This is a genomic window from Streptomyces liliifuscus, assembly GCF_016598615.1.
GTDB lineage: Bacteria > Actinomycetota > Actinomycetes > Streptomycetales > Streptomycetaceae > Streptomyces > Streptomyces liliifuscus.
This window is the reverse complement of record NZ_CP066831.1, coordinates 6959315-6975285: the sequence shown is the minus strand read 5'-3', so window position 1 is coordinate 6975285 and position 15971 is coordinate 6959315. Positions and strand designations below refer to the sequence as shown.

Genomic DNA, 15971 nt, shown 5'->3' with positions numbered 1-15971 from the left:
TTCCCCCGTCAGGCGGCGACCCGCTCCCGCCCGGTCTCCGGCTCCAGGACCTTGCGAGTGACGCGCTTCGCCATGGCGGCCACCAGGGTGCGCGGGCGGCGCGGGGTGAGATGGGCGCCCAGGGCGTTGCCGAGGCCAGGAGTCACGTACGCACGGTCGCGGTCGAGGGCACGCAGGGCGGCACGCACAACGGGTTCCGAGGTGGTGAAGGAGCCCGCCACCGCGGCCTTGCGGGTGCCGATCGCATCGAAGAAGCCGGTCTCCACCGGACCCGGGCAGAGGGCCGTGACCTTGATGCCGCGACCGCGGTACTCCTGGCGCAGGGCCAGGGAGAAGTTCAGGACGAACACCTTGGTGGCGCTGTAGACCGCGAAGTACGGGCCCGGCTGATAGCCCGCCGTGGAGCCGACGTTCAGCACCGCGCCCGAGCCGCGCTCCAGCATGCCGGGGATCAGGGCGTGGGTGAGATCGACCAGGGCGACGACGTTGACCATCATCTCGTCGTGGTCACGCGACGGGTCGATCTCCTCGAAGCGGCCACAGGTGCCGAACCCGGCGTTGTTGACCAGCAGATCGACGGAGAGCCCCCGGGCGGCGAGGCCCTCCGCAACACGCCGGGCCGCGTCCGGTTCGGCGAGGTCCTGGGGCAGGACATACGCCCGGACGCCGTGGCGCACACGAACCCGGTCGGCCACCTCCTCCAAACGACCTTCGGAACGGGCCACCAGGACCACGTCATGGCCACGAGCGGCGAGCTGATCGGCGAACTCGGCGCCGAGCCCGGAGGAGGCGCCGGTAACGAGAGCGAGAGTCATGGTGTTTCCCTTCGCTTCTGGGTGCACTATCTACAACAACAGAGTAGCGACTTTCTCAGTAACCGCAACAGCAATGTAACACTTAGAAGAAAAGCTGCCGCCGCCCCGTATCGTTTGACCGGCCGCTTGCCCCGGCCGTCTGCCCCACGCCCCCCCAGGAGGTCCCCATGGCCGAACCCGCCGTCCGGCCCGTCCGGCGGCTGCGCGCCGACGCGGAGCGCAGTGTGCGCGTGATCCTGGAGGCGGCCGAGCGGGTGCTCGCCGCCGACCCCGGGGCGTCCATGGAGCAGATCGCGGAGGCGGCGGGCGTGGCGCGGACGACGGTGCACCGGCGGTTCGCCAGCCGGCAGGCGCTGATCGAGGCGCTCGCCGAGTCGGCCGTACGCCAGCTCGCGGAGGCGGTCGAGGACGGCCGCCCGGACACCGCTCCGCCACTGGTCTCCCTGCATCGCATCACCGCCAACGTCCTGCGGACCAAGGGGGCTTGGAGCTATGCGCTGAGCCGTCCGGACGACGAGGGCGGGGCCGCGGCGGCGGGCTGGGAGCAGGTCGGCGCCCGCTGCCTCGAACTCCTCGGGCGCGCACGGGACGAGGGCCTGCTCGACGCCTCCGTGGACCTGGAGTGGACTCGGCGCGTCTACTACGCGCTCATCGGCGAGGCCCTGCACGGACCCCAGGCCCGGCAGGACCCGGATGCGCTGGCCACGCTCGTCGTCGATACGTTGCTGCACGGCGCGGGACGACGCTCCGGCGCCGCCTGACCTCCTTTCGAAGGGAACCCAGTGCGCCCCCACCGCCTTCGGTCCGCCCTGGTCACCACTCTCGTGGTGGCCGCCGCGGCAGTCTCCGGCACGACGTCGGCGACTGCCCACACCCCGGCGATCGCGAGCACAGCCGCCCCCACATCCACTCTCGGCGTCCTCACCGAGCTGTTCGCCGAGCGGCTGTTGCTGGCCGACAAGGTGGCGGCGGCCAAGTACGGCACCGAGCTGCCCATCGACGACCCGGCGCGTGAGCGGCAGATCCTGGACGACGTCGCCGCGCGGGCCGCCGGGCTCGGCCTCGACCCCGACTCCGTGACCACCGTCTTCCGCGACCAGATCGAGGCGAACAAGCTGGTCCAGCGGGGCCTGTACGCACGCTGGGACGCCCACCCCGCCGAGCGGCCCACCGAGCGCCCCGACCTGGCCAAGGAGGTCCGCCCGGCGCTCGACCTGATCACCACCCGACTCCTGGCCTCGCTCAAGGAAACGAACCCGGCACGCACCGACGCCTCCTGCGTCCCGCGCCTGTACACCGCGGCGACGCTGTCCGCGTACGGCCACCGTCTGGACGTACTGCACATCAAGGGGCTCGGCCGGGCACTGCCGTCGGTCTGCACCACGGAATGACGTGACGTCAGTTCCCGCTGCCCGGTCCCCCGTTCGGCCCACCGGTACGGCCCCCGGGCGTCAAGCTCGGCTTGACGCGAACCGATGAACGGGACATGACGTCAACGCACTCCCCCACCCACCCGAAACCCCATACACCAGCCCCTCCCTCCTCCCCCTCCCCTTCCTCCTCCGTGTCGCTGCTGTCCGGGCCGGGGTGGCGGGAGGTGTGGGCGGACCGGGCCCGGCTGGCGGTGTGGCTGGGGCCCGCGCTCGTGGTGGCGTACGCAGGGTTCGAGCGGCGGTGGATGTCCGACGACGCCTATATCTACGTACGGACCGTGCGGCAGGTGCTGGCGGGCAACGGGCCCGTGTTCAACGCGGGTGAGCGGGTCGAGTCGTCGACCGGGACGCTGTGGCAGTGGCTGCTGGTGGCGGCCGGGACGGCGGGGATGGACCCGGTGTCGGCGGCGGTGCTGGGAGGGCTGTTGCTGACCGCAGCAGGTTTCGCGCTCGCGGGACTCGCGGCGCTGCGGACGTACGGCGGTCGAACAGCCCTGCCGCTGGGCTCGCTCGTGCTGCTCGGGCTGCCGCCCGTGTGGGACTTCGCCACCTCGGGTCTTGAGACGGGACTCGCGACATGCTGGATCGCGGGAGCGTGGCTGGCGCTGATCACGCGGCCCTCCTCGCTCCTCACCTCGGCGGTCATCGGGCTCGGGCCGCTCGTCCGGCCCGACCTGGGGCTCGTGTCGGTCGTCTTCCTCGGCGCGCAGTGGCTGCTCGTACGGCCGTCGTGGCGGGGCACGCTCGCGGGTGCGGGGGCGGCGGGCGCGCTGCCGGCCGCGTACGAGGTGTTCAGGGCCGGGTACTACGGGCATCTGGTGCCGCTGCCCGCTGTGACGAAGGAGGCCTCGCAGAGTCTGTGGGGGCGGGGCTTCGGGTATCTCGGGGACTTCGCGCATCCCTATCTCCTGTGGGTGCCCGCGCTGTTCGTGGCCGCTGCGGTGCTGCCCGCGCGCGGCGGGCTCGCCGAACGCGGGGTCGCGCGGCTCGTTCCCGTGCTCGCGCCCGTCGTCGCCGGGCTGCTGTGCTGGCTGTACGTCATCAAGGTCGGCGGTGACTTCATGCACGGGCGGATGCTGCTGCCGGGGCTCCTGCTGATGTTGTTGCCCGTCTTCGTGGTGCCGGTGACACGGGTGGGCGTGCTGGCGGCGGTCGGGGTGGGCCTGTGGGCGGTGGTGTGTGCGGGGTGGCTGCGGATTCCGTACGGCGGGCAGATCGGTCCGGCGGGGATCGCGGACGAGCGCGGGGTGTACGTCCGCCACAACGCCGATCCGCATCCGGTGCGGCACACCTTCGTGGGGGCGCCGCATCACATGGAGTACGCGCGGAAGGTGTGGGCGGCGCGGTACTCCGGGGCGCCGGCCCTGCTGTTCGGCAAGGAGGGGCGGGTGGCTGCGCCCGCGGGTGCGGGTTCCCCTTCCATGACGGCCAGTTATGTGGTGCTGGGGCTCAACGGGTCTGTCGTTCCGCTCGACGGGGTCGCGCTCGATCCGATCGGGCTGGCCTATCCGCTGGCCGCGCATTCCGAGCGGGTCGGGGGCGGGCGGGTCGGCCACGACAAGCGGCTGCCGGCGGCTTGGCTGGCCGCCGACCGGGGTGTGCCGGGGGCTCTGCCCGGCTGGGCCGATCCGGCGCAGGTTGCCGCTGCTCGGCGTGCCTTGCACTGCGGTGCGCTTGCCGAGTTGGCCTCTGCGACTCGGGGGGCGTTGACCCCGAGTCGCTTTCTCCGCAATGTGGCCGGGGCCTGGGACCGGACATCGTTCCGCTTCCCGAACGATCCTGTGCGGGCGGAGAGGGACCTGTGCGGGTGAGTGGGGGCTGGTCGCGCAGTTCCCCGCGCCCCTAAAAGCCAAAGGATTGCGCCGTTCCCCGCGCCCCTGAGGAGGGTGGGGGCTGCGGTCGTTTGTCGGCTGCCGGGGCTGTAGGGGCTGAGCGCGCAGTTCCTCGCGCCCCTAAAAGACTGGGCCGTTGCTCGCGCCCCTAAAGCCACAAGATTGCGCCGTTCCCCCCACCCTCCGGCAGTCGCCCTCCTGCCGGAGGGGGCGTGTCGGGGTTTCCGATCGCAGCACGACCTCCCGAGGGCACCCCCCATCGGCCCGGGATGACACAGCTGCGATCGGATGCCCCGTCGCGGCCCCGACACGACGACGGGCGGCAGGCGTGGCTTTTAGGGGCGCGGGGAACTGCGCGACCAGCCACACCCCACCCGCAGACGCAGACGCTCAACTAGCCCAGAGCACTGGCCCGGTCGATCGTCTCGGACAGTTGGCGTATCGGCCGGCTCTCCGTCGTCGAGGCCAACTCGTCCGCCCGGTCGGCGAGTTCGCCCAAGGAGGGCGGCACCGGCACCGCACCCCCACTCTCACCACCAGAACGGAGCACGTCCGCGAAGTACGCGGCTATCGCGGCGACTTGGAGACCACTGCGCGCGGTCTCCGTCCCCCACAGCCCCCCGTCGAGGGAATCCGCCTCGACCTGCCCCGTCTCCTCACGCGGCATACGCGAGTCGGGGTCGAGCCAGCGCACCGTCGCCGTGGCAACATGCCCCGACGCCCCCGGCTTGACCCGCACCGCGTAAAGGGCAGTGACCGTATGCCCGGGCCCGACCTCCCCACCGTCCACACGGTCGTCACGGAAGTCCTCGTCGGCGACCTGCCGGTTGTCATAGCCGATCAGCCGGAACTGATCGACGGTCTCCGGATCGAACGAAACCTGCGCCTTGGCATCACGTGCGGTGAGCTCGATGTTCCGCGGAAGCTGGTCGCAGAAGACCGTACGGGCGTCCTCGGCATTGGACACGTACGTCGTGTGACCGTCGCCCTTGTCGGCGAGGCGCTCCATCAGCGCGTCACCGTAGTCGCTGCCCACGCCGACGCCGAACAGCGTGATCCCGTGCTCGCGACGGGCGTCGGCGATCCGGTCGAGGATGGAGTCGGCATCGGTGTCGCCGGTGTTGGCGAGGGCGTCGGAGAGCAGCACGACCCGGTTGGTGGCACCCTCGCGCAGACCGTCAACCGCCGTACGGTAACCGGTGCTCACCCCCGCGCCGAGGTTGGTCGAATCCGTGGGTTCAAGCGTGTCGATCGCCTCGTGGACCCGCCCCCGATTGTCGCCCAGGCGAGTCATCGGAAGCACGGTCTTGGCCTCGTCGCTGAAGGAGACGAGCGCGACGGCGTCATCGTCGCGCAGCCGCTCCGTCATCACTCCCAGAGAATCCTTGACCAGGTCGAGACGGCCCGGCTCGGCCATGGAGCCGGAGACATCGATGACGAAGGTCAGCGCGGCGGGCGGGCGTTCACCGGCGTCCTCGGCCTCACGCGTGGCGAGGCCGACCCGGAGGAAGCGCCAGTCCCGGTTCTCCTCACCGAACGAGTCGTACGTGTCGTCCTCACGGACCGAACCGTCAGGGGTCGCCGTACGAGCTCCGTCCACCGTGACCGAGAAGCCGTTGCCGTCCGGACGCTCGTAGTCCTGGCCGAAGCTGTTGATGAACTCCTCGGGGCGGATGGTCGACGGGTCGGGCCTGCGGCCCTCCTCAAGGGTGCGGCGCGCATAGCCGTACGAGGCGGTGTCGACGTCCAGGGCGAAGGTGGAGAGGTAGTCGGCGGGCGGCACGCTCTCGCGGAGTTCACCCTTCCGATCCCCCTCGGCGCTGCCCTCGTCGGTACCCGAGGGACCGGTCGGCTGAACGGGAGCGGGTGCCGGGAAGCCATTGCCGTCCTTGGCCTTGCTGCCACCCCGGTCGTACGAACTCTCACCACTGTCACCACCACTGCAAGCGGTGAGCAGAAGCCCGAAGACCACACCCCCGGCGACAAGCGCACCACGCACACGCCCTCGCCGCCGCCATCCCTGCCCAGCCCACCGAACGTGTCCGGCCCGGCTTCCCCGCGCTTCCCGCTCTTCCCGCTCTTCCGACCGTGCCTGCTGCCGTCCGTTGCGCCTCATGCGTGCCCCCTCGGGTGACCTCTTTGAGTCGACGTCTGTGACTGTGACGTCGGAGGCGCCCGGAAGGAGCGGGCCAAGGCGTTGCGGATGAATCTCAATGCGGCCACGGCGGACGGCAGTTGAGACCGGTGGGAGACCCTCCGGAGACCTGAGGGTGTCCGAAGGGCCTCTATGACGAGGTCACCAGCCGTCTACGACACGACGTCCTTGCGGGCGAACCCACGGAAGGCCAGAGCGAACAGCACCATCGCATAGGTGAGCGACAGAGACGTCCCCTGGATCATGTCGCTCCAGTCGAGCTGTGGCTGGACCGCGTCGAGCCAGGCGTACTGCCAGTGCGCGGGCACGAAGTGGCGCCAGTCGCCGAGCGCCGTCACCTCGTCGAGGACGTTGCCGATGATGGTCAGCCCCACCGCTCCGCCGACCGCTCCCAGCGGGGCGTCCGTCCTGGTCGACAGCCAGAACGCCAGCGCCGCGGTGATCAGTTGGGACACGAGGATGTACGCCACGACGATCAGCAGACGCACGGCGGCGGTCCCGGTGGGCAGCGTCCCGCCGACGGGAAGCTGCAGCGGCCCCCAGCCGTAGGCCGCCGTACCGACGGCGAGCGCGACGACCGGCAGCAGCACCAGAGCGGCCAGGCTGAGGCCGAAGGCGACGGCCAGCTTGGACCACAGCAGACGGGCCCGGGGCACGGGCGCCGCGAGCAGATAGCGCAGCGACGACCAGCTCGCCTCCGAGGCGACCGTGTCCCCGAAGAACAGCGCCACCGGGATGACGAGCAGGAAGCCCGCGGAGGCGAAGAGGTTCACGGCGGCGAAGTTCGCCCCGGACGCGGTCGCGGTGTCCATCAGGTTGACCCGCTGGGCGCCGTTGCCACCGCCGCCCGGGTCGCCGACCTGGAAGGCGATCAGCAGGATGAAGGGCAGGGCGAACAGCAGCCCGCCCATGACCATCGTGCGGCGCCGCTTCAACTGCCGGACCAGTTCGACCCTCAGAGGCAGCGTGCGGCCCGCGCGGTAGCCGTCGGCGACCTCGACGGGCCGACCGCGACCGGCCCCCGCACGCTTGTCGTCGCGCCCGGCGCGCTCCTCGCGCTCCTCCGCGCGGTCGGCCAGCGTGCTCATGCGGACTCTCCGATCAGGGTGAGGAAGGCGTCTTCGAGACGGCGGTGGGGACCCACGGACTCCACGGGTACGTCCATCCGTACGAGCTCGGCGACCAGGCGCTGTGCGCTTCCGTCCGCGTCGAGCCGGACCAGGAGTCCGTCGTCGGTGCTGACGGCCGAGACCACACCGGGCAGCGCGGCGACCTTCTCGACGACGGGCTCGTCCGTCGGCGTGGCCGTGCCCACCAGCAGCGTGTCGCCCGAGCCGATGATCTCCTTCACCGGGCCCGCCTGGACCAGCTTCCCGTGGTCCATGACCACCAGGTGGGTGCAGGACTGCTCGACCTCGGCGAGGAGGTGGCTGGAGACGATCACAGTGCGTCCGGCCGCCGCGTAGCGGATCATGACCTCGCGCATCTCGCGGATCTGCGGCGGGTCGAGGCCGTTGGTCGGTTCGTCGAGGATGAGCAGGTCCGGCAGGCCGAGCATGGCCTGGGCGATGGCGAGGCGCTGGCGCATTCCCTGGGAGTAGGTCCGTACGGCTCGGGACAGTGCGTCGCCGAGCCCGGCGATCTTCAGTGCCTCGTCCAGGTGCGCGTCCTCGGGCGGGCGGCCCGTGGCCCGCCAGTACAGTTCGAGGTTCTCTCGGCCGGAGAGGTGCGGCAGGAAGCCCGCTCCCTCGACGAAGGCCCCGACGCGCGACAGCACGGGCGCGCCCGGCCGGATCACATGGCCGAAGACGCGGATCTCTCCTGCGTCCGGCTTGATCAGGCCCATCAGCATGCGCAGCGTCGTGGTCTTGCCCGCGCCGTTCGGCCCCAGCAGGCCCAGGACCTGGCCCTTCTCCACACGGAAGGTGAGGTCCCGTACGGCGTAGCGGTCCGCCGACTTGGCGTACCGCTTGCTCAGGTCCGTGATCTGGAGCGGGACTTCGGCCTGTGCCGGGTCCGGGGCGGGCGTCGCCGTGCGGCGCCGTCCGCCGAGCAGCAGGGCCAGCGCGAGCCCGGCACCGGCGAGCGGAAGCCACCACACCCACGCGGGCAGCGCCGCCGCGGCGGTGTCCCCGCCGAGCGGCGCGGGCACGGTCAGACCGCTCTGCTGGGAGACGGTGTACGTCGCCGGGGCCGTCGGTGAGGCGTAGCCGAGGTCGGTCGAGGCGAGGACCAGGCGCAGCCGGTGACCGTCGTCCACCTCGTGGTCGATCGCAGGCAGGGTGATCCGTACGTCCTTGCCGGCCTTGGCGCCCTCCACCCGGATGGGCTCGACCAGCTGCGAGGGCAGCACCGGCTGGGCGCCGCCCGGCCCGACGTCGTACAGCTTCGCGAAGAGCACCGCGTCCTCGCTCGTCGACTTCACGTGGACCGTCACCGTCGGTGAGCCGGTGATCTGCAGGTCCTCCCGCAGGGGCGCCGACTCGAACGAGGCGAACTGGCCGGGGAAGTCGAGGGACACCCCGACTCCGAGCGAGGACAGCTGGGACAGGCCACCGCCGCCGAGGCCGGGGAGGGCCGAGATGGCGGGCGGGCTGGAGCCCGCCGGGTTGTCGAAGCGCTGCTCGCGCCCGGTCAGGGCGATCGAGCGCCCACCGCTCGTCAGGCCGGGGTAGGTGTCCTCGGTCGCGCTGCCCAGCCGGGGCTCTCCGTCGCCGGAGCCCAGGCCGAGGGTGCGGGTGACCCGGAAGGCGGGGCCGGTGTCGACGCCCTTCTCGTCCTTCAGGTAGCGGTCGAACCAGGACTGCACGCGCCCCTGGACCCGGTCCACCTCCATGTCGCCGCCGTCGTGGCCGCCGGAGATCCAGTCGACGTCCACCGGTGCGCCGTTGGCCTTGATCGCCTTCGCCGCTGTGTCGGCCTGGTCGAGCGGGAAGAGCGAGTCGGTCTGGCCCTGCATGAGGAGCGTGGGCACCTTGATGCGGTCGCCGACGGCGACGGGGCTGCGCTCCTCCAAGAGCTTCGTCGCCGCCGCGTCCGGCGTGCCGGACTCGGCGACGCGGTCGTACATCTGGCACAGCTGCTTCTCGAACTTGTCGCAGCCGCCGCCGGTGTTGATGAAGATGCCCGCCCACAGCTTCTTGAAGACGCCGTTCGGGAACAGCGCGTCCGCGAGGTTCCAGTAGGTGATCGCCGGGGCGATGGCGTCCACCCGGTCGTCGTACCCGGCCGTGAGCAGGGAGACCGCGCCGCCGTAGGACGCGCCCGCCATGCCGACGCGCGGGTCGCCGGTCCTGTCGAGCTGGACCTCGGGGCGCTCGGCCAGCCAGTCGATCAGCTTGGAGGCGTCGGCGACCTCGCCCTTGGGGTCGTTCAGGCCGATCTTCCCGTTGGATCCGCCGAAACCGCGGGCCGACCACGTCAGGACCGCGTACCCGTCGCGTGCGAGGTCCTCCGCCTGGGTGCGTACGTCCTTCTGGCTTCCGCCGAATCCGTGCGCGAGGAGGACGGCGGGCCGGCGTCCGGAGTCGTCGCCGGTGAAGTACGACGTGTCGATTCTCACCCCGTCGCCCGTACTGATGAGCTGGTCGGTGCGGTGTACGGCGGGTGCCCCGTCGGAGGCGACGGCGTTCCACGTGCCGGCGCCGGCGAGCACCACGACGACGGCCGCGGCGGCGATCCACCGTCGAGGCCGCCGCAGTGCGGGCAGTCGAAGATCCATGCGTCAACAGTACGGGCCGTACCTGTCGGCCCCAGACAGCTTCCAGGCTGAACCCCCACCCCTCCCACGGGAGTACGGGACCCCCGCGGGGTACCGCGTCCGCTGTACGCGGGGGAGGGTTCGGGCGGTTCTGTTCATGGTCGGCTGCGGCCGCGTGGGGGCTTGTCGCGCCCACGCGGCGGAGCCGCATATCGGACACAGCCCCGCGCCCCTGAACGCGCCCCTGGCGGGGCGTTCAGAGGTCGCGGGTCAGTGGTCGCGGATCAGTGGTTGCGTGGGAAGCCGAGGTCGACGCCCGTCGGGGCCTCCGACGGGTCCGGCCAGCGGGTGGTGACGACCTTGCCGCGGGTGTAGAAGTGGGTGCCGTCGTTGCCGTAGATGTGGTGGTCCCCGAAGAGGGAGTCCTTCCAGCCACCGAAGGAGTGGTAGCCGACGGGCACCGGGATCGGCACGTTCACGCCGACCATGCCCGCCTCGATCTCCAGCTGGAAGCGGCGGGCCGCGCCGCCGTCCCGGGTGAAGATCGCGGTGCCGTTGCCGAACGGCGAGGCGTTGATCAGGGCCACACCCTCCTCGTACGTGTCGACGCGCAGCACGCACAGCACCGGGCCGAAGATCTCGTCCCGGTAGGCGTCCGAGCTCGTCGGCACCTTGTCGAGCAGCGAGAGGCCGATCCAGTGGCCGTCCTCGTGGCCCTCGACGGTGTAGCCGGTGCCGTCCAGGACGACCTCGGAGCCCTGGGCGACCGCGCCCGTCACATACGAGGCGACCTTGTCGCGGTGGGCGGCGGTGATCAGCGGGCCCATCTCCGAGGTCGGGTCGTTGCCCGGGCCGATCTTGATCTTCTCGGCGCGCTCACGGATCTTGTCCACCAGCTCGTCGCCGACCGCACCGACGGCCACGACGGCCGAGATGGCCATGCAGCGCTCGCCCGCCGAGCCGTACGCCGCCGAGACGGCCGCGTCCGCCGCCGCGTCCAGGTCGGCGTCCGGGAGGACCAGCATGTGATTCTTCGCACCGCCGAGCGCCTGGACGCGCTTGCCGTTGGCCGAGGCGGTGGTGTGGATGTAGCGGGCGATCGGGGTCGAGCCGACGAAGGAGACCGCCTTGACGTCCGGGTGCTCCAGCAGTCGGTCCACGGCCACCTTGTCGCCGTGCACCACGTTCAGCACGCCGTCCGGCAGTCCGGCCTCCGCGAACAGCTCCGCGAGCCGCACGGACGCCGAGGGGTCCTTCTCGCTCGGCTTGAGGACGAAGGTGTTGCCGCAGGCGATGGCCAGCGGGAACATCCACATCGGCACCATCGCCGGGAAGTTGAACGGCGTGATGCCCGCCACCACACCCAGCGGCTGGCGGATCGAGGCGACGTCGACCCGGGAGGCCACCTCGGTCGACAGCTCGCCCTTCAGCTGCACGGTGATCCCGCACGCCAGGTCCACGATCTCCAGGCCGCGCGCGACCTCGCCGAGCGCGTCCGAGTGCACCTTGCCGTGCTCGGCGGTGATCAGCTCGGCGATCTCGTCACGGTGCGTGTCCAGCAGCGCCCGGAACTTGAAGAGGATCGTGGACCGCCTGGCGAGCGAGGAGGTGCCCCAGGTCGCGTAGGCGTCCTTCGCGGCGGCGATCGCGGCGTCCACCTCGTCGACGGTCGCGAAGGCGACCTTGGTGGTCACGGCGCCGGTCGCCGGGTCGGTCACCGGCCCGTACGTGCCCGACGCGCCCTCGACGGACTTGCCGCCGATCCAGTGGTTGACGATCTTCGTCATGACCGAGTGCTCCTTCACAGATGGCGGCGCCGGGTGGAGACGTGCCGTTCGTACAGCTCACGGGCCTTGACCGCCGACGGTCGGGTCGCGGTCTCGGCCACAGGAACATCCCACCAGGCCTGCGCCGGGGGCGCGCCCGACACTGTGTCTGCCGTTTGGGTCTCCACGTAGACACAAGTGGGAGTGTCGTCGGCCCGCGCCTCGGCGAGAGCGGCCCGCAGGTCGCGCACGGTCTTCGCGCGCAGGACCCGCATGCCCAGGCTGGCCGCGTTGGCGGCCAGGTCGACGGGCAGCGGACGACCCGTGTACGTGCCGTCCTCGGACCGGTGGCGGTAGGCGGTCGCGAACCGCTCGCCGCCGACCGTCTCGGATAGGCCGCCGATGGACGCGTACCCGTGGTTCTGCAGGATCACGACCTTGATCGCGATGCCCTCCTGGACGGCGGTGACGATCTCCGTCGGCATCATCAGGTACGTGCCGTCGCCGACCAGCGCCCAGACGGGACGGTCGGGCGCGGCGAGGCGTACGCCGATGGCGGCCGGGATCTCGTAGCCCATGCAGGAGTAGCCGTACTCGACGTGGTACTGGTCGCGGGAGCGGGCGCGCCAGAGTTTGTGCAGGTCGCCGGGGAGGGAACCGGCCGCGTTGATCAGGATGTCGTCGCCGGTGACGATCTCGTCGAGCAGACCGAGGACCTGCGGCTGGGTGGGCCGGATGTCCGGGTCCTCCACCTCGTAGGCGGCGTCGACGCGGTACTCCCAGCGCTCCTTGTCGTCCGTGTACTCGGTGACGTACGCGGGTTCGGCGCGGTGGCCGTGCAGCGCGAGCGCCTCCGTGAGGGACTCCAGGGCCGTGCGGGCGTCCGCGATCAGCGGCTGTCCGGAGAGCTTGTGGCCGTCGAAGGACGCGATGTTGACGTTCAGGAAGCGCACGCCCTGGGCGGCGAAGAGGGTGCCGGAGGCGGTGGTGAAGTCGGTGTAGCGGGTGCCGACGCCGATCACCAGGTCTGCGGTGCGGGCGAGTTCGCAGGCGGTCGCGGTGCCGGTGTGGCCGACGCCGCCGACGTCCGCCGGGTGGTCCCAGTTCAGCGAGCCCTTGCCGGCCTGTGTGGAGGCGACCGGGATGCGGGTGCGGTCGGCGAACTCCTTGAGCGCGTCCTCGGCCTCGCTGTGGTGGACCCCGCCGCCCGCGACGAGCAGGGGGCGCCGGGCGTCCCGAATCGTCCTGACGGCGGCGGCCAGTTCCTCCGGGTCGGCGACCGGGCGGCGGACCGTCCAGACCCGCTCGGCGAAGAACTCCTCGGGCCAGTCGAAGGCTTCGGCCTGCACGTCCTGCGGCAGCGCGAGCGTGACGGCACCCGTGTCGACCGGGTCGGTGAGCACCCGCATCGCCTGGAGTGCGGCCGGGATCAGGGCCTCGGGTCGGGTGATCCGGTCGAAGTACTTCGAGACGGGGCGCAGACAGTCGTTGACCGACACATCGCCCGCGTACGGGACTTCGAGCTGCTGGAGGACCGGGTCGGCGGGGCGGGTCGCGAAGACGTCGCCGGGCAGCAGGAGCACCGGCAGGTGGTTGATCGTGGCGAGGGCGGCGCCGGTGACGAGGTTGGTGGCGCCGGGGCCGACGGAGGTCGTGACCGCCTGGACGGAGAGGCGGTCGGACTGACGCGCGTAGCCGACGGCCGCGTGGACCATCGCCTGTTCGTTGCGGCCCTGGTGGTAGGGCATGTCGTCGCCGTACTCCAGGAGCGCCTGCCCGAGCCCGGCGACGTTGCCGTGCCCGAAGATGCCCCAGGTGGAGTCGACCAGGCGGCGTCGCACGCCGTCGCGTTCCGTGTACTGGGCGGCGAGGAACCGCACCAGTGCCTGCGCGACCGTCAGCCTTGTCGTCGTTGACGTCGGCTCTGTCATCGGTAGCCCTCTGCGCTTTCTTCGTGTCCCGGGTGGAAGCAGATCCGCCACGTCATACGTCTGAACGGGCCTTACGTCTCTATGGCCCGTCCGCCAATCCGTCGCCGTGCACACCAGATGACGGGGACCTCCGGCGCGGGGCCGTAGCGGGCGGGGAGTCGTCGCTCGCACTTCGCTCCTGCCAGGGCGAAGCGGCTTCCCGCGCCGGAGGCGATCAGGACCCGGGCGTCACGGGGGGCGTGCGCGAAGTCGGTGACTCCGTCGAACACGCCCTCCCTGCCCGGGAGTTCAAACACTTTGTCCTCTTTATTCCCCTCTGTGCGCACAGTACAACCGCCGCCGGAGAGGTACGGCTCGTCGGTCATGTCGGCTTCCCCTCACAGCAGTCCGACGGCGGTGTCGACCGCGGCCCCGACATCGCCGTCGGCCGGGTAGAGCAGCGAGCGCCCCACCACCAGCCCCTGGACGGTGGGCAGTTGGAGTGCACCGCGCCATTTCTCGTACGCGCCCTCCTGGTCGGCGCCGACCTCGCCGCCGAGCAGGACGGCCGGGAGGGTGGAGGTCTCCATGACACGGGCCATGTCGTCCGGGTTCTCCGTGACGGGGAGCTTCAGCCAGGTGTACGCCGAACTGCCGCCCAGGCCGCTCGCGATGGCGATGGACCGGGTGACGGCATCGGCGCCCAGATCGTTGCGGAGGGTGCCGGTGGTGGGGTCGCGGCGGCTGAGGAACGGCTCGACGAACACGGGGAGCCTGCGCTCGACCATCTCGTCCACGGCACGGGCCGTCGACTCCAGGGTGGTGAGCGAGCCCGGGTCGTCGTAGTCGATCCGCAGCAGCAGCTTGCCCGCGTCGAAGCGGAGCCGCTCGATGTCCCGCGGGCGGTGTCCGGTGAACCGGTCGTCCAACTCCCAGGCCGCGCCCGCGAGTCCGCCCCGGTTCATCGAGCCCATGACCACCTTGTGGTCCAGCGCGCCGAGCAGCAACAGGTCGTCGAGGATGTCGGCGGTCGCGAGCACGCCGTCGACTCCCGGGCGGGAGAGGGCCAGGCAGAGCCGTTCGAGCAGGTCGATCCGGTTGGCCATGGCGAGCCTGCGGTCACCCACGGAGAGGGCTCCCCGGGCGGGATGGTCGGCGGCGACGATCATCAGCCGCCCCGACTCGCCGAGAAGCGGTCGCCGGGGCCGTCGCGCGGCGGCTTCCTCGACGGCTTCGGGGCGCTGGGCCCGGATCCGGACGAGTTCCGAGATGTCGATGCCCGTCGCGGAACTGCCCGTCGGGGCGCCGCCCGCGAAGGCGTACGCCCCTGCGGCATCCCCTTCGCGCCGGCCGGCCCCCGCGTAACCCGCCCTCACAGCACCGCCCCCGCCTTCAGTGCCTGTTCGACTTCCGCCGGGGTCGGCATGGCGGAGGAGCATTCCAGACGGGAGGCGACGATGGCACCGGCGGCGTTGGCGTGCCGCATGATCCGCTCCAGGTCCCAGCCGGCGAGGAGGCCGTGGCAGAGGGAGCCGCCGAACGCGTCGCCCGCACCGAGGCCGTTGAGGACCGTCACCGGGAGGGGCGGGACCTCCGCCGACTCGCCCTGCCGGTTCACGGCCAGCACGCCCTTGGGGCCCTGCTTGACCACGGCCAGCTCCACACCGGCGTCCAGCAGGGCGCGGGCGGCCGCGTGGGGCTCGCGCAAGCCCGTGGCGACCTCCACCTCGTCGAGGTTGCCGACGGCGACCGTGGTGTGGCGCAGGGCCTCGGCGTAGAAGGGCCGGGCGGCCTCCGGGTCGCTCCAGAACATCGGCCGCCAGTCCAGATCGAAGACCGTCGTACCCGACTTGGCACGATGGGCGAGGGCGGCGAGCGTCGCCGTGCGGCTGGGCTCCTCGCTCAGCCCCGTACCCGTGACCCAGAAGATCCGGGTGTCGCGGATGGCGTCCAGGTCCAGTTCGTGGGCGTCGATCTCCAGGTCGGGCGCCTTGGGCAGCCGGTAGAAGTACAGCGGGAAGTCGTCCGGCGGGAACACCTCGCAGAAGGTGACCGGCGTCGGCAGCCCGGGCACCGGCGTCACCCAGCGGTCGTCGACCCCGAAGCCCCGCAGCGCCTCGTGCAGATACGCCCCGAACGGATCGTCACCGGTCCGCGTCACCACGGCCGTACGCCGCCCGAGCCGCGCCGCCGCGACCGCCACATTGGTCGCCGAACCGCCGAGGAACTTCCCGAAGGAGGTCACCTGCGGGAGCGGCACCCCGGTCTGCAGCGGATAGAGGTCCACGCCGATCCGCCCCATGGTGATGAGGTCGTACGCACTGGACTCCGCGGACTCGGCCATCGAGTTCCCTTCGTAT

General features: G+C 71.4%; 11 protein-coding genes and 1 pseudogene. 3 read left to right on the top strand and 9 right to left on the bottom strand.

Features of this window, described 5'->3' with window-relative positions:
• Positions 1 to 8: 8 nt before the first annotated feature.
• Complete coding sequence (locus JEQ17_RS30090) at positions 9 to 815, bottom strand: SDR family NAD(P)-dependent oxidoreductase (protein WP_200398073.1); 807 nt, start codon at positions 813 to 815, stop codon at positions 9 to 11.
• Between the two features lie 167 nt (positions 816 to 982).
• Between JEQ17_RS30090 and JEQ17_RS30085 the strand changes: the two genes are divergently transcribed.
• The 3 genes from JEQ17_RS30085 to JEQ17_RS30075 all read left to right on the top strand — a co-directional run bounded on the left by JEQ17_RS30085 (position 983) and on the right by JEQ17_RS30075 (position 4059).
• The gene (locus JEQ17_RS30085) at positions 983 to 1576 is read left to right on the top strand and encodes a TetR/AcrR family transcriptional regulator (protein ID WP_200398072.1); all 594 of its coding nucleotides are present in this window, start codon (positions 983 to 985) and stop codon (positions 1574 to 1576) included.
• A 21-nt stretch (positions 1577 to 1597) separates the two neighbouring features.
• The gene (locus JEQ17_RS30080) at positions 1598 to 2206 is read left to right on the top strand and encodes a chorismate mutase (RefSeq protein ID WP_200398071.1); all 609 of its coding nucleotides are present in this window, start codon (positions 1598 to 1600) and stop codon (positions 2204 to 2206) included.
• 173 nt (positions 2207 to 2379) lie between these two features.
• Positions 2380 to 4059, top strand: a complete 1680-nt coding sequence (locus JEQ17_RS30075) for a hypothetical protein (RefSeq protein ID WP_200398070.1) — start codon at positions 2380 to 2382, stop codon at positions 4057 to 4059.
• 415 nt (positions 4060 to 4474) lie between these two features.
• Here JEQ17_RS30075 and JEQ17_RS30070 read toward each other — a convergent pair whose 3' ends face one another.
• From JEQ17_RS30070 to iolC, 8 genes and pseudogenes are all read right to left on the bottom strand, one after another.
• Complete coding sequence (locus JEQ17_RS30070) at positions 4475 to 6079, bottom strand: vWA domain-containing protein (RefSeq protein ID WP_325176297.1); 1605 nt, start codon at positions 6077 to 6079, stop codon at positions 4475 to 4477.
• Positions 6080 to 6387: 308 nt separating this feature from the next.
• Positions 6388 to 7323, bottom strand: a complete 936-nt coding sequence (locus JEQ17_RS30065; RefSeq protein ID WP_234048420.1) for an ABC transporter permease — start codon at positions 7321 to 7323, stop codon at positions 6388 to 6390.
• Complete coding sequence (locus JEQ17_RS30060) at positions 7320 to 9956, bottom strand: alpha/beta fold hydrolase (RefSeq protein ID WP_200398068.1); 2637 nt, start codon at positions 9954 to 9956, stop codon at positions 7320 to 7322. Before JEQ17_RS30060 ends, JEQ17_RS30065 begins: the two co-directional genes overlap by 4 nt.
• 263 nt (positions 9957 to 10219) lie before the next feature.
• A complete protein-coding gene (gene mmsA / locus JEQ17_RS30055; protein WP_200398067.1) occupies positions 10220 to 11722 on the bottom strand; it encodes a CoA-acylating methylmalonate-semialdehyde dehydrogenase in 1503 nt (500 codons plus the stop codon).
• Between the two features lie 14 nt (positions 11723 to 11736).
• Positions 11737 to 13632, bottom strand: coding sequence for a 3D-(3,5/4)-trihydroxycyclohexane-1,2-dione acylhydrolase (decyclizing) (iolD, locus tag JEQ17_RS30050; RefSeq protein WP_200398066.1), 1896 nt, complete (start codon positions 13630 to 13632; stop codon positions 11737 to 11739).
• Between the two features lie 119 nt (positions 13633 to 13751).
• Positions 13752 to 13970 (bottom strand): annotated as a pseudogene (locus tag JEQ17_RS30045) (5-deoxy-glucuronate isomerase); the annotation flags it as partial.
• Between the two features lie 39 nt (positions 13971 to 14009).
• Positions 14010 to 14888, bottom strand: a complete 879-nt coding sequence (locus JEQ17_RS30040) for a Cgl0159 family (beta/alpha)8-fold protein (RefSeq protein WP_200401799.1) — start codon at positions 14886 to 14888, stop codon at positions 14010 to 14012.
• Between the two features lie 95 nt (positions 14889 to 14983).
• Entirely contained in the window at positions 14984 to 15955 is a 972-nt protein-coding gene (iolC, locus tag JEQ17_RS30035) for a 5-dehydro-2-deoxygluconokinase (protein ID WP_200398065.1), read from the bottom strand.
• Positions 15956 to 15971 lie beyond the last annotated feature (16 nt).

Coding starts and splice junctions, on each gene's coding strand:
- JEQ17_RS30090 (WP_200398073.1), bottom strand. CDS start 815: ATGACTCTCGCTCTCGTTACCGGCGCCTCCTCCGGGCTCGGCGCCGAG.
- JEQ17_RS30085 (WP_200398072.1), top strand. CDS start 983: ATGGCCGAACCCGCCGTCCGGCCCGTCCGGCGGCTGCGCGCCGACGCG.
- JEQ17_RS30065 (WP_234048420.1), bottom strand. CDS start 7,323: ATGAGCACGCTGGCCGACCGCGCGGAGGAGCGCGAGGAGCGCGCCGGG.
- JEQ17_RS30060 (WP_200398068.1), bottom strand. CDS start 9,956: ATGGATCTTCGACTGCCCGCACTGCGGCGGCCTCGACGGTGGATCGCC.
- mmsA (WP_200398067.1), bottom strand. CDS start 11,722: ATGACGAAGATCGTCAACCACTGGATCGGCGGCAAGTCCGTCGAGGGC.
- iolD (WP_200398066.1), bottom strand. CDS start 13,632: ATGACAGAGCCGACGTCAACGACGACAAGGCTGACGGTCGCGCAGGCA.
- iolC (WP_200398065.1), bottom strand. CDS start 15,955: ATGGCCGAGTCCGCGGAGTCCAGTGCGTACGACCTCATCACCATGGGG.